At 68.7% G+C, this 23,699-nt stretch carries 19 protein-coding genes and 1 tRNA gene; 13 read left to right on the top strand and 7 right to left on the bottom strand.

What is annotated here, in order from left to right; translation table 11 throughout:
- Positions 1-65: 65 nt before the first annotated feature.
- Positions 66-2,480, top strand: a complete 2,415-nt coding sequence (locus AC1ECW_RS08415) for a putative bifunctional diguanylate cyclase/phosphodiesterase (protein WP_481201618.1) — start codon at positions 66-68, stop codon at positions 2,478-2,480.
- Between the two features lie 4 nt (positions 2,481-2,484).
- On the opposite strand, the gene AC1ECW_RS08410 is transcribed toward AC1ECW_RS08415, so the two are convergent.
- The 3 genes from AC1ECW_RS08410 to AC1ECW_RS08400 all read right to left on the bottom strand — a co-directional run bounded on the left by AC1ECW_RS08410 (position 2,485) and on the right by AC1ECW_RS08400 (position 4,691).
- Positions 2,485-3,213 carry a 2OG-Fe dioxygenase family protein gene (locus tag AC1ECW_RS08410; protein WP_409707926.1) on the bottom strand — a complete coding sequence of 243 codons (729 nt, stop codon included), beginning with the start codon at positions 3,211-3,213 and terminating at the stop codon, positions 2,485-2,487.
- Between the two features lie 72 nt (positions 3,214-3,285).
- A complete protein-coding gene (locus tag AC1ECW_RS08405) occupies positions 3,286-4,485 on the bottom strand; it encodes a glycerophosphodiester phosphodiesterase (protein ID WP_481201617.1) in 1,200 nt (399 codons plus the stop codon).
- A gap of 8 nt (positions 4,486-4,493) precedes the next feature.
- Positions 4,494-4,691, bottom strand: a complete 198-nt coding sequence (locus AC1ECW_RS08400; RefSeq protein ID WP_409707908.1) for a hypothetical protein — start codon at positions 4,689-4,691, stop codon at positions 4,494-4,496.
- A gap of 226 nt (positions 4,692-4,917) precedes the next feature.
- Here AC1ECW_RS08400 and cspE point away from each other — a divergent pair, with 226 nt between their 5' ends.
- The 3 genes from cspE (at position 4,918) to AC1ECW_RS08385 (ending at position 7,268) form a co-directional block, all read left to right on the top strand.
- Entirely contained in the window at positions 4,918-5,127 is a 210-nt protein-coding gene (gene cspE, locus AC1ECW_RS08395) for a transcription antiterminator/RNA stability regulator CspE (protein WP_409707911.1), read from the top strand.
- Positions 5,128-5,240: 113 nt separating this feature from the next.
- Positions 5,241-6,155 carry a gamma-glutamyl-gamma-aminobutyrate hydrolase family protein gene (locus AC1ECW_RS08390; protein WP_409707914.1) on the top strand — a complete coding sequence of 305 codons (915 nt, stop codon included), beginning with the start codon at positions 5,241-5,243 and terminating at the stop codon, positions 6,153-6,155.
- A 78-nt stretch (positions 6,156-6,233) separates the two neighbouring features.
- The gene (locus AC1ECW_RS08385) at positions 6,234-7,268 is read left to right on the top strand and encodes an NADP-dependent oxidoreductase (RefSeq protein ID WP_481201616.1); all 1,035 of its coding nucleotides are present in this window, start codon (positions 6,234-6,236) and stop codon (positions 7,266-7,268) included.
- A gap of 57 nt (positions 7,269-7,325) precedes the next feature.
- Here the strand turns inward: AC1ECW_RS08385 and AC1ECW_RS08380 are convergent, their stop codons facing one another.
- Entirely contained in the window at positions 7,326-7,763 is a 438-nt protein-coding gene (locus tag AC1ECW_RS08380; protein ID WP_409707920.1) for a BON domain-containing protein, read from the bottom strand.
- Positions 7,764-8,078: 315 nt separating this feature from the next.
- On the opposite strand from AC1ECW_RS08380, the gene AC1ECW_RS08375 reads away from it, so the two are divergent.
- On the top strand, positions 8,079-8,897 hold the full coding sequence (locus AC1ECW_RS08375; protein WP_409707923.1) for an acyl-CoA thioesterase: 819 nt from the start codon (positions 8,079-8,081) through the stop codon (positions 8,895-8,897).
- A 172-nt stretch (positions 8,898-9,069) separates the two neighbouring features.
- A complete protein-coding gene (locus AC1ECW_RS08370) occupies positions 9,070-9,897 on the top strand; it encodes a universal stress protein (RefSeq protein WP_481201615.1) in 828 nt (275 codons plus the stop codon).
- A gap of 22 nt (positions 9,898-9,919) precedes the next feature.
- Here the strand turns inward: AC1ECW_RS08370 and AC1ECW_RS08365 are convergent, their stop codons facing one another.
- Entirely contained in the window at positions 9,920-11,647 is a 1,728-nt protein-coding gene (locus tag AC1ECW_RS08365; protein WP_481201614.1) for an acetate--CoA ligase, read from the bottom strand.
- 153 nt (positions 11,648-11,800) lie between these two features.
- Here AC1ECW_RS08365 and AC1ECW_RS08360 point away from each other — a divergent pair, with 153 nt between their 5' ends.
- From AC1ECW_RS08360 to AC1ECW_RS08335, 6 genes are all read left to right on the top strand, one after another.
- Complete coding sequence (locus AC1ECW_RS08360) at positions 11,801-13,531, top strand: ABC transporter ATP-binding protein (RefSeq protein ID WP_409709154.1); 1,731 nt, start codon at positions 11,801-11,803, stop codon at positions 13,529-13,531.
- Between the two features lie 3 nt (positions 13,532-13,534).
- Positions 13,535-14,458 carry an alpha/beta fold hydrolase gene (locus AC1ECW_RS08355; protein WP_481201613.1) on the top strand — a complete coding sequence of 308 codons (924 nt, stop codon included), beginning with the start codon at positions 13,535-13,537 and terminating at the stop codon, positions 14,456-14,458.
- A gap of 80 nt (positions 14,459-14,538) precedes the next feature.
- A protein-coding gene (gene prfB / locus AC1ECW_RS08350) for a peptide chain release factor 2 (protein ID WP_481201612.1) occupies positions 14,539-15,643 on the top strand; the annotation gives its coding sequence in 2 pieces (ribosomal slippage) (positions 14,539-14,619 and positions 14,621-15,643; 1,104 coding nt in all).
- 11 nt (positions 15,644-15,654) lie between these two features.
- Positions 15,655-18,330: an aminopeptidase N gene (gene pepN / locus AC1ECW_RS08345; RefSeq protein ID WP_481201611.1), complete on the top strand. Its 2,676-nt coding sequence runs from the start codon at positions 15,655-15,657 to the stop codon at positions 18,328-18,330.
- A 26-nt stretch (positions 18,331-18,356) separates the two neighbouring features.
- Positions 18,357-19,373 carry a class 1 fructose-bisphosphatase gene (locus AC1ECW_RS08340; RefSeq protein WP_409709107.1) on the top strand — a complete coding sequence of 339 codons (1,017 nt, stop codon included), beginning with the start codon at positions 18,357-18,359 and terminating at the stop codon, positions 19,371-19,373.
- A gap of 40 nt (positions 19,374-19,413) precedes the next feature.
- Positions 19,414-19,489, top strand: a tRNA-Thr gene (locus AC1ECW_RS08335).
- 88 nt (positions 19,490-19,577) lie between these two features.
- Here the strand turns inward: AC1ECW_RS08335 and AC1ECW_RS08330 are convergent.
- On the bottom strand, positions 19,578-20,912 hold the full coding sequence (locus AC1ECW_RS08330) for a hemolysin family protein (RefSeq protein WP_409709110.1): 1,335 nt from the start codon (positions 20,910-20,912) through the stop codon (positions 19,578-19,580).
- Between the two features lie 70 nt (positions 20,913-20,982).
- On the opposite strand from AC1ECW_RS08330, the gene AC1ECW_RS08325 reads away from it, so the two are divergent.
- The gene (locus tag AC1ECW_RS08325) at positions 20,983-21,819 is read left to right on the top strand and encodes a symmetrical bis(5'-nucleosyl)-tetraphosphatase (protein WP_481201610.1); all 837 of its coding nucleotides are present in this window, start codon (positions 20,983-20,985) and stop codon (positions 21,817-21,819) included.
- Here AC1ECW_RS08325 and ftsH read toward each other — a convergent pair.
- A complete protein-coding gene (gene ftsH / locus AC1ECW_RS08320) occupies positions 21,814-23,673 on the bottom strand; it encodes an ATP-dependent zinc metalloprotease FtsH (protein WP_409710504.1) in 1,860 nt (619 codons plus the stop codon). The genes AC1ECW_RS08325 and ftsH overlap by 6 nt on opposite strands.
- Positions 23,674-23,699 lie beyond the last annotated feature (26 nt).

Here is a 23,699-nt window from a genome sequence, read left to right as displayed (position 1 = left end):
GCCGCAGTCCTGGGATCACCCGCCCCGGCGGCCTATCATCTGCCCAGAGCAGCCGCTGGACTCCGATGCAGCCCGCCCCCCATTCCCTCGTCACCGCCTTGGTCGATGCCTCGGCACTGTGGCAGCGCATTCCGGGCTTGGTGGTGGTCCTCACGCCCGAGGGTCAGGGCCTGTTCATCAGCGAAGCCTACGCCGGGCTCACCGGGACCGCGCTCGACGCGGCCCGCGGAACCGGCTGGGATGCCGCCCTGGAGCCAGCCTCCCGCCAGGTCCTGTACGAGCTGCTGCCCCGGCGCAGCAGCTTCACCGTGCGGCTGGCGCTGCGCCCACATGACGGCAGCGATCACTGGATCGAATGGGCCGCGCACTGGCTGCCGGACGAAGGTCACTACCTGTGCCTGCTGCACGACGTGACGGCATTGATGCGCTCGGCGCGCACGCAGGCCGAGCAGTTGCGACTGCTGGCCGACAACGTGCCCTCGGCGCTGGCCTACTACGATGCCCACACCTTCCGCTGCATCTTCGCCAACCGCACCTACGCTCAGGGTTTCGGCTGGGACGAGCAGTCCATCGTTGGGCGCACCTTCGCCGAGGTGATCGGCGCGCAGGCGGCGCGCGAGATCGAGCCCCACGTCCAAGCCATGCTGCACGAGCGCCGCTCGATCAGTTACGAGCGCCGAGCCGTGCGTCCCGATGGATCGGCGCAATGGATCAAGGTGAACCTGATGCCTCACCTGGACGCCTCGGGCACACCGCAGGCGGCCCTGGTGCTCATCACCGACGTGACGCAGCAGCGCCAGGCCGAGCAGGATCTGCGCGAGTCTGAGGAGCGCATGGCGCGTTTCATGCACGCCAGTGCCGAGGGCGTGGTCTTCCACAGCAACGGCATCATCGAGGACGTGAACCAACCCGTGTGCGACCTCACCGGCTGCAGCCGCGAGGAGCTGATCGGCCGCTACGCGCTGGACTTCGTGCCACCGGAATACCACCCCAAGGTGCTGGCCCTGCTGGCCGCCGCGCAGGATGCGACCTACGAGAGTGAGATCATCCACCGCGACGGCTACCGCATTCCTGTGGAGTTCATCGGCCGCACGATGATGCGCAACGGCCAGCGGCTGCGCATGTCCATCGTGCGGGACATCCGCGACCGGCAGGCAGCGCAGGCGCGCATCCATCATCTGGCCCACCATGACGCGCTCACCGGACTGCCCAACCGCATGTCCTTCATGGAGCACCTGGATCAGCGCATGGCCCAGGCGCGCCGGGCCGACGAATCGCTGGCCCTGCTCTTCATCGACCTGGACGACTTCAAGCGCGTGAACGACTCGCTGGGACACCTCGTCGGCGACAGGCTGCTGCAGACCGTCGCCCAGCGCATCACCGACAGCCTGCGCGGCAGCGATCGCGTGGCCCGCTTCGGCGGCGACGAGTTCATGGTGCTGCTGGGCGGCGTGCACACGCGCGCCGACGTGGAGGACGTGGCCCGCAAGCTGCTCGAAGCGATCGAGCGGCCGATCGAGGTCGACGCTCGCTGGCTCAGCGTCACCCCGTCGGTGGGCATCGCGCTCTTTCCCGCGCATGCCCAGTCGCCCGGCGAGCTGATCATGAATGCCGACAGCGCGATGTACCAGGCCAAGGCCCACGGGCGGGCCACCTACCGCTTCTTCGACCCTTCGCTGGCCAGCGCTGCCTTCGAGGCGCTCGAACTGGAGAGCCAATTGTCCCGTGCCTTGGCCGAAGACCAGTTCCGACTGCATTTCCAACCCCAGGTGCTGACCCACGACGGCACGCTGGTGTGCGTGGAGGCCCTGCTGCGATGGCAGCACCCCGACGGCCGGCTGCTGATGCCGGGCGACTTCCTTGCGGTGGCCGAGCAGCAGCGACTGATGCAACCGATCGGCCAATGGGTGGTCCGACAGGCCCTGCGCACTGCGCGGCGCTGGCGCGAGCAGGGGCTGACCGACGCCCGCATCGCCCTCAATCTGTCGGCGGTGCAGTTCCAGGCCGCGGGCTTCGTCGACGGGATCGAGCGGCTGCTCGCCGACGAAGGCGCCGGCGGGCAATGGCTGGAGTTCGAACTGAGCGAGCGGCTGCTGATGAATGACGTGCCGCAGGTCAAGCAGCGGCTGTCGCGCCTGAAGGCCTTGGGGGCGCACATCGTGGTCGACGACTTCGGCACCGGCTACTTTTCGCTGCGCTACCTGCGCGAACTGCCGGTGGACAAGGTCAAGATCGACCGCTCCTTCGTGCGCGATCTGCCGCAGGCCGCCGACTCGGCCGCTATCGCCTGCGCGATCATCCAAATGGCGCGCCACTTCGGCCACGGGGTGGTCGCCGAGGGGGTGGAGACCACCGCCCAGCGCAGCTTCCTCTTGGCGCAGGGCTGCGAAGCCCTTCAGGGCGAAGCCATCAGCCTGCCGCTGCCCCAGCCGGCCTTCGAGGCCTGGATCCGCGAGCATCGGCCTGCACGACGGCGCTGAGCTTTCAAGGCCCCTGGAAGCCGCGGGCGCGCAGCGTCACGACCAGCGTGTCGCGATGACCGGGCCCGTCCAGTGGCTGGATGGGTGTGCTTTCGTGGATCACGCGTTCATCGTCCAGCAGCAGGGCTGACCAGGGTTCGGTGAGCGTGAAGCGGATGCCGTGGCTGCCGTGCGCCTCGAACACCCGCGTCTCGCCGCCCTTGATGCCCGAGCGCGCCACCAGCACCACGGCGACGAGGTCGACGCCGTCACGGTGCGCTCCCTCGGGCGTGGGGCGGCCGATGCCGTCGGTCGTGTCGATGCGGAACTGGTGCACCTCCACGTACCAGGGCTGCTCCCCCTTGAGCCGACTGGCACAGCGCGCCAGCGCGTGGATCAGATGAAGAAAGGCCGGCGCCTCCAGCATCTGCAGGGACACCGGCTCGAACCAGCGCTCCAGGCCCCCGTGCAGGGCGTTGTACTCCACTGGCTGCCAATGGGCCCGATGGGGCACCGTGCGGTGGCGGCCGCCCTCGACCACCAGGCAGGCGTGTCGGCGCCGGCGATAGCGCCCGCCGTCGCGCAGATAGGCATCGGCCGGCAGGTCGTCCCACAAGGGCGACAAGTCGGCAAAGCCGCCCTCGGCCACGCCGCTGAAGGCGGCCAGGCCGGCGGCATCGAGCACGGCAAAGCCCCGCTCGCGCAGGGCATCCTCCACCAGGGTGGGCGGGGTCAGGGGCGCAGGCAGCAACATGGGCATTCGGCAGCAGGCAGACAGGCCCTCACTGTAGCGCCGCGCCGGCCAGCGTGCAGGCTGAGCAGGCGCTCAGCGCCCGGCAACGAAGGCATCACGGGCCCGCCGGCCCTCCTCGGGGTGGTCGGTGAAGAAGCCGTCCAAGCCCTGTGCCAGCAGGGCGCGGACCCATCCGGCCATGTCGCCCAGGCCACGCGGGTCGTCGCCGACGTCGAAGTCATCGGGCAGGAAGGAGTTCTCGGCGCGCACGGTCCAGCCATGCACCACGAGGCCGGCCTGATGGGCATCGCGCACCAGCGTGGTGGGGGGGCCGAGGCGACGGCCGGCCAGCGGAATGATCAGTTGGGTGTGGGCACCGATGCCCTGGGCATAGGTGGCGATCTCGGCCAGGCCGGCTGGCTGGGCAAGGTCGCGGTAGGTGCGGACGTCGCCGCCGGCGGCGAAATCGTAGGGCTGCCCGCGGGCAGCGAGCAATTGCACCAGCGGCACGCGCGTCATCTGGCGCAGGCGGCGCAGGTTGCCCACCTCGAAGGACTGGATGAAAACTGGCGAATCGGGGGCCTGGTAGCCATGGCGGTCCAGCAGCGTGACCAGGGGTTCCTCCAGCGGCAGGCCGATGCCGCGGAAGTAACTCGGATGCTTCGTTTCGGGGTAGATGCCCACGGGCCTGAAGGGCACGGGGCGGCCCGGGCTGCGGGCGTCGTCATGCGCCTGCAGCCGGCGCCGCGCGTTGGCCTGGTCGACGAGCTGCAGCACCTCCTCGAAGGTGGGAATCTCGAACAGGCCGTCGAAGCGCGTGTTGCCCGGTCGCAGTTGGGGAATGCGCTCGCGGGCGCGCAGGGTTTTGAGCTCGGCCAGCGTGAAGTCCTCGGTGAACCAGCCGGTGATGCGCTGGCCGTCGATGGTCTTGGTGGTGCAGCGTGCGGCGAACTCCGGGCGCTCGGCGACGTCGGTGGTGGCTTCGCGCACCGCGCCACCCGGGCCAAGCAAGGCCAAGGCATTCTCGTGGCGCGCCACCAGCACCCCGTCCCGGGTGATCACCAGATCGGGTTCGATGTAATCAGCCCCCTGCTCGATGGCCAGCGCGTAGGCCGCGAGCGTGTGCTCGGGCCGCTCGCCGCTGGCACCGCGGTGGGCGATCACCAAGGGATCGGCCAGCGGCGCGGGCTGCACCCCCCTGGCACCCTGGGCGTGAAGTGACGTCGGCGACAGCCAGGCCGCAGCACCGAGCAAGCCCACGGACCTCAGCCAGCGGCGGCGATCGGGCGACATTGCCCGGCTCAGTCGCGGATCAGCCGCCATGTCAGCAGCGCGCTCACGCCCGCATTGACCAGCCCCACCATGCCGACGAGCACCCTGCCCAGGGGCGTGAGCGGCAGGGCCTGCAGGGCCCAGGCGCACAACGACGACAACAGGCTGAAGGCCAGCATCAGCCAAAACATCGGGTCACGGGGCCTGAACAACCGGGACAGTTTCATGGGCCCCATGATGCCGCCAATGAGCACGGTCGGCGCAAATGGTGTACAGTACGCTTCAGGTACACGCCAGACCGTCGGTCTTTGAGGTCTTCCCCGTCTTGCCAGGGTTCGCCCGCGCAAGCCTCGTTCGAATCCCCGGGTTCCGTCTCTAGAGTGTTTCCTGCAGGTGCCCTGTGCACGCTGTACAAGGCCTGCTTTTTCCATTTCATTTTCAAAGGAACGCTCCATGAGCACCCAAACCGGCACCGTCAAGTGGTTCAACGAAAGCAAGGGCTATGGCTTCATCGCCCAGGACAGCGGCGGCGCCGACCTGTTCGCCCATTTCCGCGACATCCAGGGCACGGGCTTCAAGACGCTGCAGGAAAACCAGCGCGTCGAATTCGAAGTCAAGCAAGGCCAGAAGGGCCTGCAGGCGGCCAACATCCGCCCGCTGTAATCCCCCTCGGGCTTGCGCCCGACACAAAAAGCCGCAGCAGCCGCTGCGGTTTTTTTTGCCTCTTGCAATTGCCCGGCTTGACCGAGGCTGCAAGGCTGGCCTCACAATCGCGCATGACCCGCTACACGCCTCTTCCGACGCGGCCCTTGCGCATCGGCATCTCGGCGCGTCTGCTCTACCAGGTTCCGCCCGAGCTGGGGTTTCGCAACAAGACCTTGCAGTACCTCGAGCAATCGCTGGCCCACTGGATCATGGAACACGGCGCCATGGCTTTCATGGTGCCGGCGGTGGCCGAGGACAGCCGCCGCGCCGCCCGCCACCTGTCGGTGGACGAGTACGTGGCCGAGCTCGACGGCCTGGTGCTGCAAGGCGGTGCCGACGTCGCCCCCCAGACCTACGGCCAGGAGCCGATCGACCCGCGCTGGAGCGGCGACCCGGTGCGCGACCGCTATGAACTCGCCCTGCTGCGCTCCTTCCTCGACCAGGGCAAGCCGGTCATCGGGGTGTGCCGCGGCTGCCAACTGCTGAACGTGGCCTTCGGCGGCACGCTCTATCAGGATCTGCAGACGCAATGCCCCAACACCCACCGTCACGTGGATGCCGAGCTGTACGACCAGTTCGAGCACGACATCACCTTCTTGCAGGGCTCGCAGCTCGCTCAGCTCTACCCGAATGCCACGCAACTGCGAGTGACCAGCATCCACCACCAGGCCGTGGCGCAGTTGGGCAAGCAGGTGGTGGTGGAGGCCGTGTCCTCGCTCGACGGCGTGGTCGAGGCCATCCGCTGGACCGGCGAGGGCTACGCGCGCGGCCTGCAATGGCATCCCGAGTTTCACCAAGGCCGGGGCAACCTGATCGACAGCGCCCCCATCATGCTCGACTTCCTGCAGGTGGCGGCGCAAACAGCCATGCGCAAGCTCGACGATCCAGCCTGCCCCGACCGCCGGCCACCGCGCGCGCCGCTGCGGCTGCGCGCCGACCGGGAGGCCGCGACACCGGCCCAGGCGGCCGCCGCGTCGCCTAAGTGACGGCGCGCATCGGCCGGCCGTGGTGTCATCGCCTATACGGCCCGCCTGCGGCCACCCCGACACCCCCTAGGAGACACCATGACCCACACCGTCAACCACCAGATCCGCCTGGCCTCGCGCCCCGTGGGGTTGCCCACCGACGGCAACTGGCAGTTCACCACCGAGCCCGTGACGCAGCCCGGCCCTGGCGGCGTGCTGGTGAAAGCGCTCTATCTCTCGCTCGATCCGGCCATGCGCGGCTGGATGAACGAGGGCAAGTCCTACATTGCGCCAGTCGGCCTCGGTGAGGTGATGCGCGCCGGCGGCGTGGGCCGGGTGGTGGCCTCCAACCACCCGGACTTCGCGGTGGGCGACGCCGTGAGCGGCAGCCTGGGCGTGCAGGAGTACTGCCTGATCCCGGAGCACGAGATCCGCCGCAGCGGCCTGGCCCGCATCGACCTGCGCGCCGGCAGCTGGACGCAATGGCTCAACGTGCTGGGCATGCCCGGCATGACGGGCTATTTCGGCCTGATGGACATCGGCCAGCCCAAGGCGGGCGAGACCGTGGTCGTCTCGGGCGCAGCCGGTGCCGTCGGCCAGACGGTGGGGCAACTGGCCAAGATCAAGGGCTGCCGCGTGGTGGGCATCGCCGGCGGGCCGGCCAAGTGTGAATGGGTGGTGCGCGAACTGGGCTTCGACGCCTGCATCGACTACAAGAACGGCGACGTACGCGCCGGCCTGAAGGCGCATTGCCCGCAGGGCGTGGACATCTACTTCGACAACGTGGGCGGCGAGATTCTCGACACCGTGCTCACCCGCATCAACCGCAAGGCCCGCATCATCATCTGCGGGGCCATCAGCCAGTACAACAACACCACGCCGGTGGCCGGCCCGAAGAACTACCTGTCGCTGCTGGTGAACCGCGCCCGCATGGAAGGCATGGTCGTGTTCGACTATGCCGACCGCTACCCGCAGGCCATCGCCGAGATGGCGGGGTACCTGCGCGAAGGGCGCATGCATTCCCGCGAAGACGTGGTGCGCGGTCTGGAGAACTTCCCGCGCACGCTGCTCAAACTGTTCAACGGTGAGAACTTCGGCAAGCTCGTCCTGCAGGTGGCCGACAACACTGCCTGAAGGGCCCACGCCGGCGGCCGGCGCACGCGGGCACACCGGCCGCTGCGAACAACCCGCTCATTGTGGGCGGGGCTCCACCGTCAGCAGGTTGTCCACGCTGAGCACGCCGTGCACGCCGGCGGCAAGCTGGGTGGCTCGGTCACGCGCCTCGGGGCTGGGAGCCGTGCCCGTGAGCTTCACGCGCCCGGCCGTGGTGTCCACGTCGATCGCCAGCGCGCTCAGCTGGGGATCGTTGGCCAAAGCGGCGCTCACCTGGGCCGTGATGGCCGCATCATCGAGCGCCTCGCCCGCGCGCCGGACCTGCTCGCCGATGGCCTGGCCCGCGCGCTCCATGCCCTGGCGGGCTTCCTGACCCAGTTCACGCACCGAGGTCTCTGCCTGTGCGACGGTCGCATCGGCCTGCGGGACCAGGGCCTGCCCCTCCTGCGACTTGCCACAGCCCACCAGGGCCAGGGCAGCAATCACGGGCACGACCAGGAACGTGGTCTTCTTCATGGCGTTTCTCCTTGCGAGTCGTTGGTGCCGCAAGACGCGGCGGGGGCGGCGGGCCGTCTTGGCCCGACGCTCGGACCGATCGAATCGATGCGGTTGAGACGAACTCTAGGAACACCGCGGCGCCCACACTGTCGGCGCCTGCCCGGGCGAGCCTGTCGGCCGGTGCCGACAGTGGTAACGATTGGGAACGAGTTCGCCCGTCTCAGAAGGGGCTTCGACCCTGCGCCGGTCGCAGGCGGCCCGGACGGAACACGGTGCGGACAAAATCGAACGATCGTTCGATAATGGGTGCTCGTCAACGATCCGAAGGTTCCCATGGACGCTCCCACCCCTCTGTCTCATCTGCTCGCGCAGCGCCGACGCGACGGTGATGCCGTCGTCCTGCCCGTCCTGCCGGATTGGCTGCAGGGCCGCACGGCCTTCGGCGGCCTCATCGCCGTGTACGGGGTGGCCGCGATGCGCGACGTGACCGGCAGCCCATGGCCCCTTCGGGCCCTGCAGACCAACTTTGTCGCTCCGGTGAGTGCCGGCGAAGTCCGGGTGGCCGTGGAGCTGCTGCGGTCGGGGCGCCACGTGCGCCAGGTGCAGGCGCGGGTGTCCCAGGGCGACCAGGTGGCTGCCGTGCTGGTCGGCGTGTTCGGCGCCAGCCGGGAGACCCGCCTGCCGGCGCTGGACCCGCGCCGCCCCGAGGTGGCGCGGGGGCCGGACGAGGTGCCCGCACGGCCTTATGAGCCCGGGCTGGCCCCCGCTTTCACGCAGCACCTGGACTTCCGGTGGGCCGAAGGGGGATGGCCCTCGTCAGGCACCGACACCTGGCTGTCGCGCATCCACCTGAGGCTGCACGACGCCCGGGGCGTGGACGCGGAGCTCCTGTCCATCCTGCTGGCCGATGCCCCGCCCACGCCGGCGATCAGCCGTTTCAACGCGCCCGTACCGGCCAGCTCGGTGTCGTGGTCGCTGGAGCTGCAGCCGCATGCCCTGCCCGATGAGGCCTCGGCCATGGCCGGCTGGTGGCGCGTGGACAAGGACACGCACGCTGGCGCGGGTGGCTATGTGAGCGAGAGCACCCGCCTGTGGTCGCCCGAGAGACGGCTGGCGGCACTGGGCTACCAGGTGGTGGCAGTGTTTGGCTGACCTCCCTGCGGCTTGAGGCGGATCAAGCCGCCCCCCTGCGGCGGTCGCACAATGGATGCATCGCCTCATCCCGGGCCGCGCAGGGCCGACGAGCCCGCCCGTGCCGCCGCTGCAAAGGCCCACGGCGCCGGCTTCGGGAGGGTGGCGCGCCACACGACAGGAGGGTCGCCCCATGAGCATCCGTCAACTGCTGGTCCATCTGGACACGAGCCCGGCCTGCGAAGCCCGGCTGAGCCTGGCCTGCGAGCTGGCCCGGCGTTTCGACGCCCACCTCATAGGTCTAGCACCGACCGGCTGGGTCCAGATGCCGGTGGACGTGGGCCTGGCCCTGGGCTCGCCCAACTATGTGCAGTTGTCGATGGAACATCTGCGCCGCCGGGCGGAAGCAGCGGTTGAGCACTTCCGCCTGCGGGTCCAGGGCCTGCGTAGCACCGAGACCGTGATCGAGGAACAAGAATCCGCTTCGGCAGTGGTGGCGCATGGCCGATGCAACGACCTCATCGTGGTGGGACAGCACCATCCCGACGACCTGTTGGCCACCGGCGGCGACACGCTGGCCGAACAAGTGCTGATGCAGTCTGGGCGGCCGGTGCTGGTGGTGCCCTACATCGGCGCCCCGGACAGCTGCGGCCAGCGCATCCTGCTGGCCTGGAAGCCCACGCGCGAATCGGTCCGGGCCGTGGCCGATGCGATGCCCTTGCTGCAGGCAGCCGCCCATGTGGACGTGGTGGTCTTCGAAGAAGCGGACGCCCCCACCCGTGCGGCGCAGTTGGACGCGCTGGGCGCATGGCTGTCACGCCATGGTGTCAGGCACATGGCCTCACGCCAACCCCAGGTGATCGACGTGGGCAACGCCCTGCTGTCGTATGCGGCCGACCACGGCAGCGACCTGATCGTGATGGGCGGCTACGGTCACTCCCGCCTGCGCGAATGGGTGCTTGGCGGCGTCACGCGATCGCTGCTGGGCCAGATGACGGTGCCGGTGCTGATGTCGCACTGACCCGGCACCGCACGCCCCCCTCTCAGCCGCGCGCGGCACGCGCGCGCTCCTCCTCCTGCAGGCGCAGCACCCGTCGCTGCACCTTGCCGGTGGTGGTCATCGGCAGCGCGTCGATGAACTCGATCTCCTTGGGGTATTCGTAGGGGGCCAGCCGGGCGCGCACGTGCTGCTGCAGCGACTCGACCAAAGCAGCATCGCCCACCTGCCCCGGCGCGAGCACGACGTAGGCCTTGACCACCGCACCGCGCTCGGGGTCGGGTTTGGGCACCACCGCGGCGTTGGCCACGGCCGGGTGCTTGACCAGGCAGTTCTCGATCTCGCTGGGCCCGATGCGGTAGCCCGCTGCCTTGAAGACGTCGTCGCTGCGCCCTTGGTACCAGAGGTAGCCGTCCTCGTCCATCACCGCGGTGTCGCCGGTGCGGCACCAGGAATCATTCGGGTCGCCGGTGAACTTCGCGCGCGTGGCCTTCTCGTTCTTCCAGTAGCCGAGAAAGAAGATGGGGTCGGGATCGCCATGGATGTCGCGGCGGTGCACCGCCACGTCGCCCGGTACGCCCGGCGGGCACACACGGCCTTCGTCGTCGATCACCGCCACTCGGTGGCCCGGGTAGGGACGGCCCATGCTGCCCGGCTTGGCCGGCCAGCCAGGGTGGACCCGCCCGGCTGCATCCCGGAATTCGCCGCAGTTGCCCACCACATAGTTGATCTCGGTCTGGCCGAACATCTCGTTGATCGTCACCCCCAGCTGCTCGCGGCCGTAGGCGAACACCGCATCGCCCACCGCCTCACCCGCGCTCATGATGGCGCGCAGCTTCAGCCGGTAGCGCTCGCACGGCGAGGGCACGGCCTTCATCATCGCCTTGAGCGCCGTCGGGAACAGGAAGGTGTTGGTCACGCCGTGGCGCTCCATCAGTTCGAAGGCCTTTTCCGGGCTGAAGCGGCCCTGGTAGGCCACGATGGTTTGACCGAAGTAGAGCGTGGGCAGCAGTGCATCCATCAGCCCGCCCGTCCAGGCCCAGTCGGCCGGTGACCAAAACACGTCACCCTCGCGGGGAAACCAGTTCTGGCTCGCTACGAAGCCCGGCAGGTTGCCGATCAGCGCCCGGTGGGGGATCAACGCGCCCTTGGGCGGGCCGGTGGTGCCGCTGGTGTAGATCAGCACGGCCGGGTCGTCGGCCCGGGTGGCCCGGGCCACGTAGAGGGCCGACTCGCGCGCCAGCGCAGCCTCCCAGTCGAGGTCGCCCTGGCCGCTGGCCTCGCCCACGGCCACCACCTGACGCAGCGCCGGGCACTGCGCACGTGCCTGGCGCAGGTTGGCGATCGAGGTCTCATCGACGATGGCCACCACCGCCTCGCTGTGCGCGAGCCGGTAGGCCAGGGCCTCAGGCCCGAAGAGCATGGACAGCGGCATCGCCACCGCCCCCATCTGGTAGACGGCCATGTGCGCGATCGCCGTCTCCAGACGCTGCGGCATCACCAGCGCCACACGGTCGCCCGGCTGCACGCCCAGCCTTTCCAGCGCATGCGACAGCCGGTTGGCCTGCGAGTGCAACTCGGCGAAGCACAGCGTGCTGCGCCGACCGGATTCATGCTCGTAGACGATGGCGGTGCGCCCGCCCGATTCCTGGGCCCAGCGGTGGCAGCAGGCCTGGGCGATGTTGAACAGCGCAGGCACCGCCCAGCGGAATCCGCAGTGCAGATGCTCGTGAGGGTCCGGTCGTCGGGTGCGCAAGAGCCGGTGGGCGGTCACGGGGCCATCCTCGGGGTGTGGTTCGTTCCGGCGCCGATGGTGCCAGGGCCGGCGCCGGCCCGCACCCCGGGGTTGTCCCAGCCGGTGGCCCCGGCAAGGCACAATCCGGGGCTCGGTCCGGCGTCCCCGGAAGACCAGACCCGTACCCGCTGCATGAGCCTGAAGACCGTTGCCGTCCGTCTGCTGTCCTACGTGCGCCCCCACAAGGCAGGCGTGGGCCTGGGCGTGGTGTGCTTTTTCCTCTCGGCTGCCGTCGAACCTCTGGTGCCGGCCCTGCTCAAGCTGTTGCTCGACAGCGGCTTCAAGGCCGAGCTGGGGTTCCCGCTGTGGCTGGTCCCCGTGGTGGTGGTCGGTCTGTTCGCGGTGCGTGGACTGCTGGCCTTCTGCGGCACCTACCTGTTCAACTGGTCGGTCTCGCACGCCGTGCTGGCCCTGCGCTCGGACCTGATGGGCGCCCTGATGCGCGCCGATGCGAGCCTGTACAACCGCATGAGTCCCGGCGTGGCGGCCGCCAAGGTGATCAACGATCCGCAAGCGGCTACCGCCTCGTTGTCACGCGCCCTGACGACGGCCTTGCGCGACGGCACCACCTTCTTCGCGCTGCTGGGCTACCTGATCTACCTCAACTGGAAGCTCACCTTGCTGTCGCTGGTGATCATGCCGCTGCTGGCCTTCGTGGTGCGCAAGGTGCAAAGGCGCGTGCTCTCGGTGGGCACCCAGGCCTACGAGTCGCAGATCCGCCTGGTGCGCATCGTCGATGACATCTCGCGGGCCTGGCGCGTCGTGCGCACCTTCGATGCCGGCGAATTCGAACGCCGCCGCTTCGAGGCCGAGGCACGGCGGCTGCGCCACGTCACGCTGAAAAACGTCGCGGCCGCAGCCACGATGACGCCGCTGACACAGGTGGTGGCCAGCCTGGGTGTGGCCGTCATCCTCACCCTGGCCCTGGTGGAGGCCCACCGCGGGGCGGCCACCGTCGGCGAGTTCGTGGCCTTCATCGCAGCCTTGCTGATGACGATCTCGCCGATGCGCCACCTCACCGACGTGATGCAACCCATCATCGGCGGGCTCATCGGCGCGCGTGCCTGCTTCGAGCTCATGGACACGCCGGCCGAGCCCGATCCGGGCACCCGGGAGATCGATCCCGCCCGATGCCGTGGACACCTCCGTTTCGACCAGGTCCGAATCACCTATCCCGGCAGTGAGACCCCTGCCCTGCGTGAACTCACGCTCGACATCCCGGCCGGGCGCACCGTTGCCCTGGTCGGCCCGTCGGGGTCGGGCAAGACGACTGCCATCAACGCCATGCTCGGCTTCGTCGCCCCAACGGCCGGACGCATCGAACTGGACGGCATCGACATCCAAGAGATCCGCAAGGCCTCGTTGCGCCGGCAGTTTGCAGTGGTCTCCCAGGACATTGTGCTCTTCGATGGCTCGATCGCAGAGAACGTGGCGTATGCGCAGGCGCCGGACCGCGCCCGTATCGAGGCGGCGCTGCGTGCGGCCAACCTGTGGGACTTCGTGCTCAGCCAGCCCGAGGGGCTGGATGCCAACATCGGTGCCAACGGCAGTCGACTTTCGGGTGGCCAGCGCCAACGCCTGGCCATAGCCCGGGCCCTGTACAAGGATGCACGCGTCTGGGTTTTCGACGAGGCCACCTCGGCACTGGACAGCGAATCTGAACGCATCGTGCAGCAATCCATCGAACAATGGCGCGGCGAGAAGACGCTGGTGCTGATCGCCCACCGCCTGAGCACGGTGCGCAACGCCGACTGTATCTACGTGCTGTCGGAAGGCCGTGTGGTCGAATCCGGCCGGCATGAGGATCTGATGACCCGAGGCGGGCTGTATGCCGGCATGGTGCGCGCACAGGCCATGGAGTGAACGATGGGCCAGGACGACTCCCCCGCTTCTTATGTTCCCCGTCGTCCGTCGCGGCCGGAGTTTCTCGAGATCCGCGGCTTGCGCTATCACGTGCACCACTGGGGCTCGCCGGAATGGGTCACCCCCGACAGCCCGGCGCTGGTGATGCTGCATGGCTGGATGGACGTGGGGGCCTCCTTCCAGTTCGTGGTCGATGCCATGGCCTCGCGGCGCTACGTGATCGCCCCCGACTGGCGCGGCTTCGGGCTCAGCGAGGCCCCCCAGGCCGACAGCTACTGGTTTCCCGACTACCTGGGCGATCTCGACACCCTGCTCGACCGCCTGCTGCCCGGGCAGGTGGTGGATCTGCTGGGCCACAGCATGGGCGGCAATGTGGCGATGCTCTATGCCGGCATCCGGCCCCAGCGCATCCGCCGGCTCGTCAACCTCGAGGGTTTCGGCCTGCCCGCCAGTCAGCCCACCAGCGCGCCAAAGCACTACGCCGCCTGGCTGGACGAGCTGAAGACGCCGCAGGCCTTGCGCCCCTACCCCAGCCTGCAGGCCGTGGTGCAGCGCCTGCGCCAGAACAACCCCCTGCTGCGCCCGGAGTTCGCAGCCTGGCTGGCCCCACACTGGTCGCGCCGGCGCGACGACGGCCTGTGGGAGATCCTCGGGGACCCGGCCCACAAGCGGCGCAACCCGGTGCTCTACCGCAAAGAGGAGGCCCTGGCCTGCTGGGCCGCCATCACGGCCCCGGTGCTGTGGGTGGAGGGCGACCGCACCGACATGGCCCGATGGTGGGGCGAGCGCTACCCGCGTGCCGAGTTCGAGGAGCGGCTCCAGGTGGTCCGGCAGCTCGAACGCCGCGTGCTCTCGCCGGCCGGCCACATGCTGCACCATGACCAGCCCGAGGCCCTGGCCGCCCACCTCGACGCCTTCCTGCGCTGAGCCCGTGCGAAAATGCCCGTTTTCGCAGCAAACGCTGCGAGGCACGGCCTTTGCCGCCGCACACGAACAAGGACAGCACCATGGAAGCAGAACGCATCAACCTCATCGGTTCCACCCTGGAAGACCTGCGCCAGCGCACCGGCGAGCTACGGAGGTATCTTTGACTGGGACCAGAAGTCCATCCGCCTGAGCGAGGTCAACGCCGCGCTGGAGGATCCGGCCGTCTGGAACGACCCCAAGCGCGCCCAGGAGCTGGGTCGCGAGAAGAAGTCGCTCGAGGCCGTGGTCGACACCATTGCCCGGCTGGAGCGGGAGCTGGCCGACAACCTCGAGCTCTACGAGATGAGTCGCGCCGAGGACGACCACGACGGCCTGCAGGCCATCGAGGCCGAGACCGCCGAACTCGCCCACGAGGTCGAGCAGCTCGAATTCCGGCGCATGTTCAGCAACCCGGCCGACCCGAGCAACTGCTTCATCGACATCCAGGCCGGCGCCGGCGGCACCGAGGCCTGCGACTGGGCGGGCATGCTGCTGCGCCAGTACCTGCGCTACTGCGAACGCAAGGGCTTCAAGGCCGAGGTGCTGGAGGAATCGCCGGGCGACGTGGCCGGCATCAAGAGCGCCACGATCAAGGTCGAGGGCGACTATGCTTTCGGCTACCTGCGCACCGAGACGGGCGTGCACCGACTGGTGCGCAAGAGCCCCTTCGATTCGTCCGGTGGCCGCCACACCTCGTTCGCCAGCGTGTTCGTCTACCCCGAGGTGGATGACTCCATCGAGATCGAGATCAACCCGGCCGATGTGCGCACCGACACCTTCCGCGCCAGCGGCGCGGGCGGCCAGCACATCAACAAGACGGACTCCGCGGTGCGCCTGACGCACCTGCCCACCGGCATCGTCGTGCAGTGCCAGAGCAGCCGCAGCCAGCACAGCAACCGCGACGAGGCGTGGCGCGTGCTGCGCTCGCGCCTGTACGAGCACGAGATGCGCAAGCGCCTGGCCGAGCAGCAAAAGCTCGAGGACAGCAAGACCGACGTGGGCTGGGGCCACCAGATCCGCTCCTATGTGCTCGACCAGAGCCGCATCAAGGACCTGCGCACCAACGTCGAGATCTCCAACACCCAGAAAGTGCTGGACGGCGACCTGGATGCGTTCATCGAGGCCAGCCTCAAACAAGGCATCTGAGAAGGAAGACCATGCGCGAAGGCAGCTCCCCCCTGATCCGCCGCGAGGACTACACCGCGCCGGCCTACTGGATCCGCAGCGTCGATCTCAGCTTCGACCTCGATCCGGCCAAGACCCTCGTCGTCAACCGCATGCAGGTCGAGCGCAATCCGGACGCCGCGCCGGGCCAGCCCCTGCGCCTGGACGGCGAGGACCTCAACCTGACCCGTGTGCTGGTGAACGGAGAGTCAGTGTCCTTCCGCGTCGAACACCAGCAGCTCGTGCTCGAGAACCTGCCCGAGGCCCCCTTCACGCTGGAGGTGCGCACCACCTGTGCGCCCGCGAAGAACACCCAACTGTCGGGCCTGTACACCTCGGGCGGCGGCTTCTTCACGCAGTGCGAGGCCGAGGGCTTTCGCCGCATCACCTACTTCCTCGACCGCCCCGACGTGATGGCCACCTTCAGCGTCACGCTCAAGGCCGATGCCGCGAAGTACCCGGTATTGCTGTCCAACGGCAACCTCGTCGATCAGGGCCCGCTCGAGGGGGGCAGGCACTATGCGCGCTGGGTCGACCCGCACCCCAAGCCCAGCTATCTGTTCGCCCTGGTGGCCGCCAACCTGGTGTGCCGCGAGCAGAAGATCCGCGCCCGTTCGGGCCGCGAGCATCTGCTGCAGGTGTATGTGCGTGCCGGCGACCTGGACAAGACCGAGCACGCAATGAACTCGCTGATCGCCGCGGTGGCCTGGGACGAGGCCCGCTTCGGCCTGTCGCTCGACCTCGACCGCTTCATGATCGTGGCGGTGAGCGACTTCAACATGGGGGCCATGGAGAACAAGGGCCTCAACATCTTCAACACCAAGTACGTGCTGGCCAACCCGGCCACGGCCACCGATGCTGACTACGCCGGCATCGAAAGCGTGGTGGGACACGAGTACTTCCACAACTGGACGGGCAACCGCATCACCTGCCGCGACTGGTTCCAGCTCTCGCTCAAGGAAGGCCTCACCGTCTTCCGCGACCAGGAGTTCAGCCAGGATCTGGCGCAAAGCCCCAGCGCCCGGGCCGTCAAGCGCATCGAGGACGTGCGCACCCTGCGCCAGCACCAGTTCCCCGAGGATGCCGGCCCCATGGCCCACCCGGTGCGGCCCGACAGCTACGTCGAGATCAACAACTTCTACACCGCCACGGTCTACGACAAGGGCGCCGAGGTGGTGCGCATGATGCAGACCCTGGTGGGCCGCGAGGGCTTCGCCCGGGGGATGACGCTGTACGTCCAGCGTCATGACGGCCAGGCGGTGACCTGCGACGACTTCGCCCAGGCCATTGCCGATGCCAACCCTGGCAGCGCGCTGGCCACACACCTGGATGCCTTCAAGCGCTGGTACAGCCAGGCCGGCACACCCCGCGTCTCGGCCCGCGGCCACTACAACGCCGATGCGCGCACCTACACGCTGGAGCTCTCGCAGCACGGCCTGCCCTCGCCCGGCCAGCCGGTCAAGCAGCCCTGGGTCATCCCCGTGACCATGGGCCTGATCGGCCCGCAAGGCGAGCACCTTGCGCTGCAGCTCGTGGGCGAGGACGCTCCCGTAGGTACCGAACGCGTGCTGGTGCTGCACGAGGAACGCCAGCGCTACGAGTTCGTGGGCCTGGACGCTCCGCCGGTGCCTTCGCTGCTGCGCGGTTTCTCTGCGCCGGTGCTGCTGGACGATGGCCTGAGCGACGCCGAACTGCTGCACCTGCTGGCCCATGACGCCGACCCCTTCAACCGCTGGGAGGCCGGCCAGCGCCTGGCGCTGAACCGCCTGCTGGGCGCCATCCGCGGTGGCCAAGCCCTGCACCTGGATGCCGCCTTCCTCGAGGCCATGCGCGGCGTGCTGCGCCACCCGACGCTCGATGCCGCCTTCAAGGAACTGGTGCTCACGCTGCCCAGCGAGGGCTACCTGGCCGAGCAGCTCGACGAGGTCGACCCGCAGCGCATCCACACGGTGCGCGAGGCCGCCCGGCTGCAACTGGCCCAGGCCCTGCATCACGACTGGGAATGGGCCTTCGAGGCCCACCAGGTGCGCGGCGGCTATTCGCCCGACCCGGTCTCGGCCGGGCGGCGCGCCCTGGCCAACCTGGCGCTGGCCTACCTGTGCCTGGGGGCCTCGGTCACCGGGGATCCTGTGTGGCCTGGACGCACCTACCAGCGCTTCAAGGACGCCACGAACATGACCGACCGCCTGGGGGCCCTGAGCGCCCTGGTCAACAGCCATGCCGAACTGGCCGCGCCGGCCCTCGAACGCTTCCACGCGATGTTCCGCGACGAGGCCCTGGTGATCGACAAGTGGTTTGCGCTCCAGGCCTCGGCCAGCGAGAAGGACGGCCGCGTCTTCGCGCGCGCCCGTGCCCTGCTGTCACACCCGGACTTCTCGCTGCGCAACCCCAACCGTGCGCGCAGCCTGATCACCGCGCTGTGCTTCATGAACCCGGCCGCCTTCCATCGCGCTGATGCAGCCGGCTATGTGTTCTGGGCCGACCGCGTGCTGGAGCTCGACGCCATCAACCCGCAACTGGCCGCCCGCGTGGCCCGCGCGATGGACCGCTGGAAGCAGCTCGCCGAGCCCTACCGCAGCGCCGCGCGCGAGGCCATTGCCCGCGTGGCGGCCAAGACCGAGCTGAGCAACGACGTGCGCGAGATCGTCACGCGTGCCCTCGCCGACTGATTTCAAGGAACCCTGAGGAACACGACATGGGCAAGAGAATCAGCCTGACGCAGTACCTGGTCGAGCAGCAGCGCATGCACGGCCACATCCCGGCACAGTTGCGCCTGCTGATCGAGGTGGTGGCGCGCGCGTGCAAGCGCATCGCCATCAGCGTCAACAAGGGCGCGCTGGGCGACGTGCTGGGCAGCGCCGGCACCGAGAACGTGCAGGGCGAGGTTCAGAAGAAGCTCGATGTGATCTGCAACGAGGTGCTGATCGAGGCCAATGAATGGGGAGGCCACCTGGCGGCCATGGCCTCGGAGGAGATGGACGGCATCTACCTGGTGCCCAACCGCTTTCCCCAGGGCGAGTACCTGCTGCTGTTCGACCCGCTCGACGGCTCGTCCAACATCGACGTGAACGTGAGCATCGGCACCATCTTTTCGGTGCTGAAGAAAGACGAAGCCCATGCCGGCGTGAGCGAGCAGGATTTTCTGCAGCCGGGCTCGAAGCAGGCGGCGGCAGGCTACTGCATCTACGGCCCGCAGACCACACTGGTGCTCACCGTGGGCGATGGCGTGGCCATGTTCACCCTCGACCGCGAGCAGGGCTCGTGGGTGCTCACGCAAGACGGCGTGACCATCCCCGAGGACACCAAGGAGTTCGCGATCAACATGAGCAACATGCGCCACTGGGCCCCGCCGGTCAAGCGCTACATCGACGAATGCCTGGCCGGCAAGGAAGGCCCGCGGGGCAAGGACTTCAACATGCGCTGGGTGGCGTCGATGGTGGCCGACGTGCACCGCATCCTCACCCGCGGCGGCATTTTCATGTACCCCTGGGACAAGCGCGAGCCCGACAAGCCGGGCAAGCTGCGCCTGATGTACGAGGCCAACCCGATGAGCTTCATCGTCGAGCAGGCCGGCGGCGCCGCCACCAACGGGCACCAGCGCATCCTGGACATCCAGCCGACCAAGCTGCATGAGCGCGTGAGCGTGATCCTCGGATCGAAGAACGAGGTCGAGCGCGTGACGGCCTACCACCGCGAAGCCAGCGGCGCTTGACCCGCTATGGACGATTCTTGCTAGAATTACATTCTTTGCTGCCGGTGTAGCTCAGTTGGTAGAGCAGCGCATTCGTAATGCGAAGGTCACCAGTTCGAATCCGGTCACCGGCACCACACACCTGCGATGAACAGGGGCCCGACGCGAGTCGGGCCCCTGTTTTCTTTCTGTCTCTTTGGGCGCGGAGCCGCCATCGGGGTGAGCTCACCCCTGGCGACGCGGCTCGGTGCCGAAGATCTCGTCCTGCAAGGTGTCTGCGGGCAGCCTTGTCGCCAGCACCTTGTCGATGCGCTTGCCGTCCATGTCGATGACCTCGAAGCGCCAGCCGCCCCATTCCACCGTGTCGGTGGTCTGCGGCAGGCGCCCGAGCAGCAGCATCACCATGCCGGCCAGGGTGTTGTAGCGACCGCGGTCTTCCTCGGGCACCTCCTTCAGACCCAGCCGGTCCTTCAGCTCGGGCACCGGAATGAGGCCGTCGATCAGCCAGGAGCCGTCCTCGCGCCTGAGCGCCCAGGCGCCGTCGGGCTCGGCCGTCTGGAACTCGCCCGTGATGGCCTCCAGCACGTCTTGCAAGGTGATCACCCCCTGGATCTCGCCGTATTCGTCGACCACGAAGACCATCTGCATGGTCGAGGCGCGGAAGCTCTCGAGCAGCTCCATGCCGGTGAGCGTCTCGGGCACGAAGACGGGAGGTTGCAGGTTCTCGGTGAGGCGGATCTCCCGGCCCTGGGCGATCTGCTGCAGCAACTGGCGGGCGGTGACCACGCCGAGCACATCGTCCAGCCCGCCGCGGCACACCGGATAGCGCGAGTGCTCGGCCTGGGCGATGGTGGCCAGGGCCTGCTCGACGGGGGCCTGGGCGTCGAGCCAGACGATGTCGCCACGCGGGATCATCATCGAGCTGATCTGGCGCTCGTCGAGCCGGAAGACGTTGCGCACCATCTGGTGCTCGTGGGCCTCGATCACGCCGGCATCGACGCCCTCCTCCAGGCTGGCGGCGATCTCCTCCTCGGTGACGCCGCGGTTGGGCTGGTCGGTGATGCCCAGCAGGCGCAGCACCGTGGCCGTGGCCCAGGACAGCACCACGACGAAGGGCCGCGCGGCCAGCGAAAGCCATTCCATCGGGCGTGCCACCAGCCGCGCCACGGTTTCGGGGTACATCTGCCCCAGGCGCTTGGGCACGAGCTCGCCGAAGATGATGGTCAGGAAGGTGATGATGACCACCACGAAGCCGGTGGAGACCACGCTGGCTGCCGTGGCCTGCAGGCCCCAGTCCTCCATCATCCAGGTCGCCAGCGGCACCGCAAAGGCCGCCTCGCCAACGATGCCGTTGAGGATGCCGATGGAGGTGATGCCGATCTGCACCGTCGAGAGGAACTTGGTGGGGTTCTCGTGCAGCGCCATCGCGGCCGGGGCTCCGGCCGCCCCGCTTTCGACCAGCACCTGCAGCCGCGCCTTGCGCGCCGCGGTCAGCGCCATCTCCGACATGGCAAAGGCGCCGTTGAGCACGATGAGGAAGGTCAGTAACGCAACGTCCATACAGTGCCCCGCGGGCAGCTGCGGCGGGGAAGTGGTCACAGGAACGGGGGAGCGTAGCAGAATCGGGGCCATGATCTACCTCATCGGCGACCTGCAGGGCTGCTGCGACGCCCTGGATCGGCTGCTGGCCGAAATCGGCTTTTCCCCCTCACGCGACCACCTGTACGTGCTGGGCGACCTGGTCAACCGGGGCCCGTGCTCGCTTCAGGTGCTGCAGCGCCTGGCCTCCTTCGGTGAGGCCGCCACCTGTGTGCTGGGCAACCACGACCTGCATCTGCTGGCGCTGGCCCATGGCGTGCGCCGGCCCCACCGCAGCGACACGCTGGGCCCCATCCTCGATTCGCCGCAGCGGCAGGCCTGGGTCGACTGGCTGCGCCGGCAGCACCTGGCGGTGCAGGCGCACGGCTGGCTGATGGTGCACGCCGGCGTGGTGCCTCAATGGGATGCGGCCCAGACCCTGGCGCTGGCCGCCGAGGTCGAGGCCCATCTGCGCAGCGACGAGCTGGGCGCCTTCTTGCAGGTGATGTACGGCAACGAGCCTGCGCAATGGCGCGAGGACCTTGCCGGCGCCGACCGGCTGCGCTTTGTGATCAACGTGCTCACGCGCATCCGCTTCTGCGACGCCCAGGGCCGACTGGACCTGAGCCTCAAGGACGGCGCGCAAGCCGCGCCACCGGGCATGTTCCCCTGGTTCGACGTGCCCGGCCGACGCACGGCCGGCACCCCGATCGCCTGCGGGCATTGGTCCACCCTGGGTTTGCGGGTGCGCGAAGACCTGCTGGCCATCGACACGGGCTGCGTGTGGGGCGGCCGGCTCACCGCCGTGCGCGTGGACGGCGGCCGCCGTGAGGTGGTGCAGGTCGAGTGCGCGCAGGCCCAGGTGCCAGGCGGCGAGCCCGGCTCATGAGGCCGGCTGCGACGCTTCACGATCCGGCTCGCGCAGCGATCGCGTCAACTCCTTCAGGGCCGCCTCGTCCAGGGTCTCGCGCGCCAGCAGCTCGCGGGCGCCGCGCTCGAGCAGGTCCCGGTGCGAGCGCAGCAGCGCCAGGGTGCGGTCGAAGGCGCGCGTGACGATCTCGCGCACGGCTTCGTCGATGCGGTGCTGCGTGTCCGGACTGATGTTGCGCGCCGGCTGCAGCGCCCCGGGCACCTCCAGGAAGCGCGCGGGCTGCGCCTCGTAGGCCACATGGCCCAGGTCTTCGACCATGCCGTAGCGCGTGACCATGTCGCGCGCGATGTCGGTGACGCGGGCCAGGTCGTCGGCCGCGCCGGTGGACCAGTGACCGAACACCAGCTTCTCGGCCGCGCGCCCGCCGAGCAATACCATGAGCTTGTGTTCCAGCTCCTCGCGCGTCATCAGGAAACGGTCCTCGGTGGGGCGCTGGATGGTGTAGCCCAGCGCACCGATGCCGCGCGGGATGATGGAGACCTTGTGCACGGTGTCGGTGCCCGGCAGCGACAGTGCCACCAGCGCATGGCCCATCTCGTGGTAGGCGACGACTTCGCGCTCACGCGGGTTGAGCACGCGGTTTTTCTTCTCCAGCCCGGCAACGATGCGCTCGATGGCCACGGTGAAGTCCTGCAGCTCCACTTCAGCGGCGCCCCGCCGCGTGGCCGCCAGGGCCGCCTCGTTGCACAGATTGGCCAGGTCGGCCCCGGAAAAGCCAGTGGTCAGCGCGGCCACCTGCTCCAGATCGGTCTGCGGCGACAGGCGGATCTTCCTCACATGCACTTGCAGGATCTGCACGCGGCCGGCCTTGTCCGGGCGGTCCACCAGCACCTGGCGATCGAAGCGGCCTGCGCGCAGCAGCGCGGGGTCGAGGATCTCGGGCCGGTTGGTCGCCGCCAGCAGCACCAGGCCGGAGGTGGAGTCGAAGCCGTCGAGTTCGACCAGGAGCTGGTTGAGCGTCTGCTCGCGTTCGTCGTGCCCGCCCACGGCACCGGCCGCCCCCCGGGCGCGGCCCAGGGCATCGAGTTCGTCGATGAAGATGATGGCCGGGGCCTTCGCGCGGGCCTGCTCGAACAGGTCGCGCACGCGCGCGGCGCCCACACCGACGAACATCTCGACGAACTCCGAGCCGGAGATGCTGAAGAAGGGCACCCCGGCCTCGCCGGCCACGGCCTTGGCCAGCAAGGTCTTGCCGGTGCCAGGCGGGCCCACGAGCAGCACCCCTTTGGGGCTGCGTGCGCCCAGCCGCCCCTGGCCCTGCGGGTCCTTCAGGAAAGCGACGATCTCCTGCAGCTCGGCCTTGGCCTCGTCCACGCCGGCCACGTCGGCGAAGGTCACGCCGGTGTCCTTCTCGACGTAAATCTTCGCGCGGCTCTTGCCAATGCTCATGAAGCCGCCCATGCCCTGCTTCTCGGCCAAGCGGCGCACCAGGAAGAACCACACCCCGAAGAACACCAGGGCCGGCACCACCCATGACAGCAGATCGCGCAGGAAGGTGCTCTCGACCACGCGGGTGTAGGGTACGCCGTACTGCGACAGCCGCTCAGCCAGCGCCGGCTCCACCCGGTTGGCCACGATGACGCTCTTGCCACGCGGCTCGGGGTTCTTGAGCTTGCCGGTCAGCGTGGTCTCGCCCACCACGACCTCGGCCACACGGCCTTCGGCCAGCGCGCGCTCAAATTCGCTGTAGGGCACGGGCTCGACGATGCGCTGGCTTTGCCACAGGTTCTGCAGTGACAGCAGGATCAGCAGGGCGAGCAGCCAGTAACCGATGTTCCATCGGGTCTGGGGATCGGGGGTTTTCATCGCCATGGCCATCCTCGGCATCAGACAGGAGT

This window comes from Caldimonas hydrothermalis (genome assembly GCF_056746695.1).
Note: the sequence above shows the minus strand (reverse complement) of the source record. Positions and strands in the feature narration are given on the sequence as shown.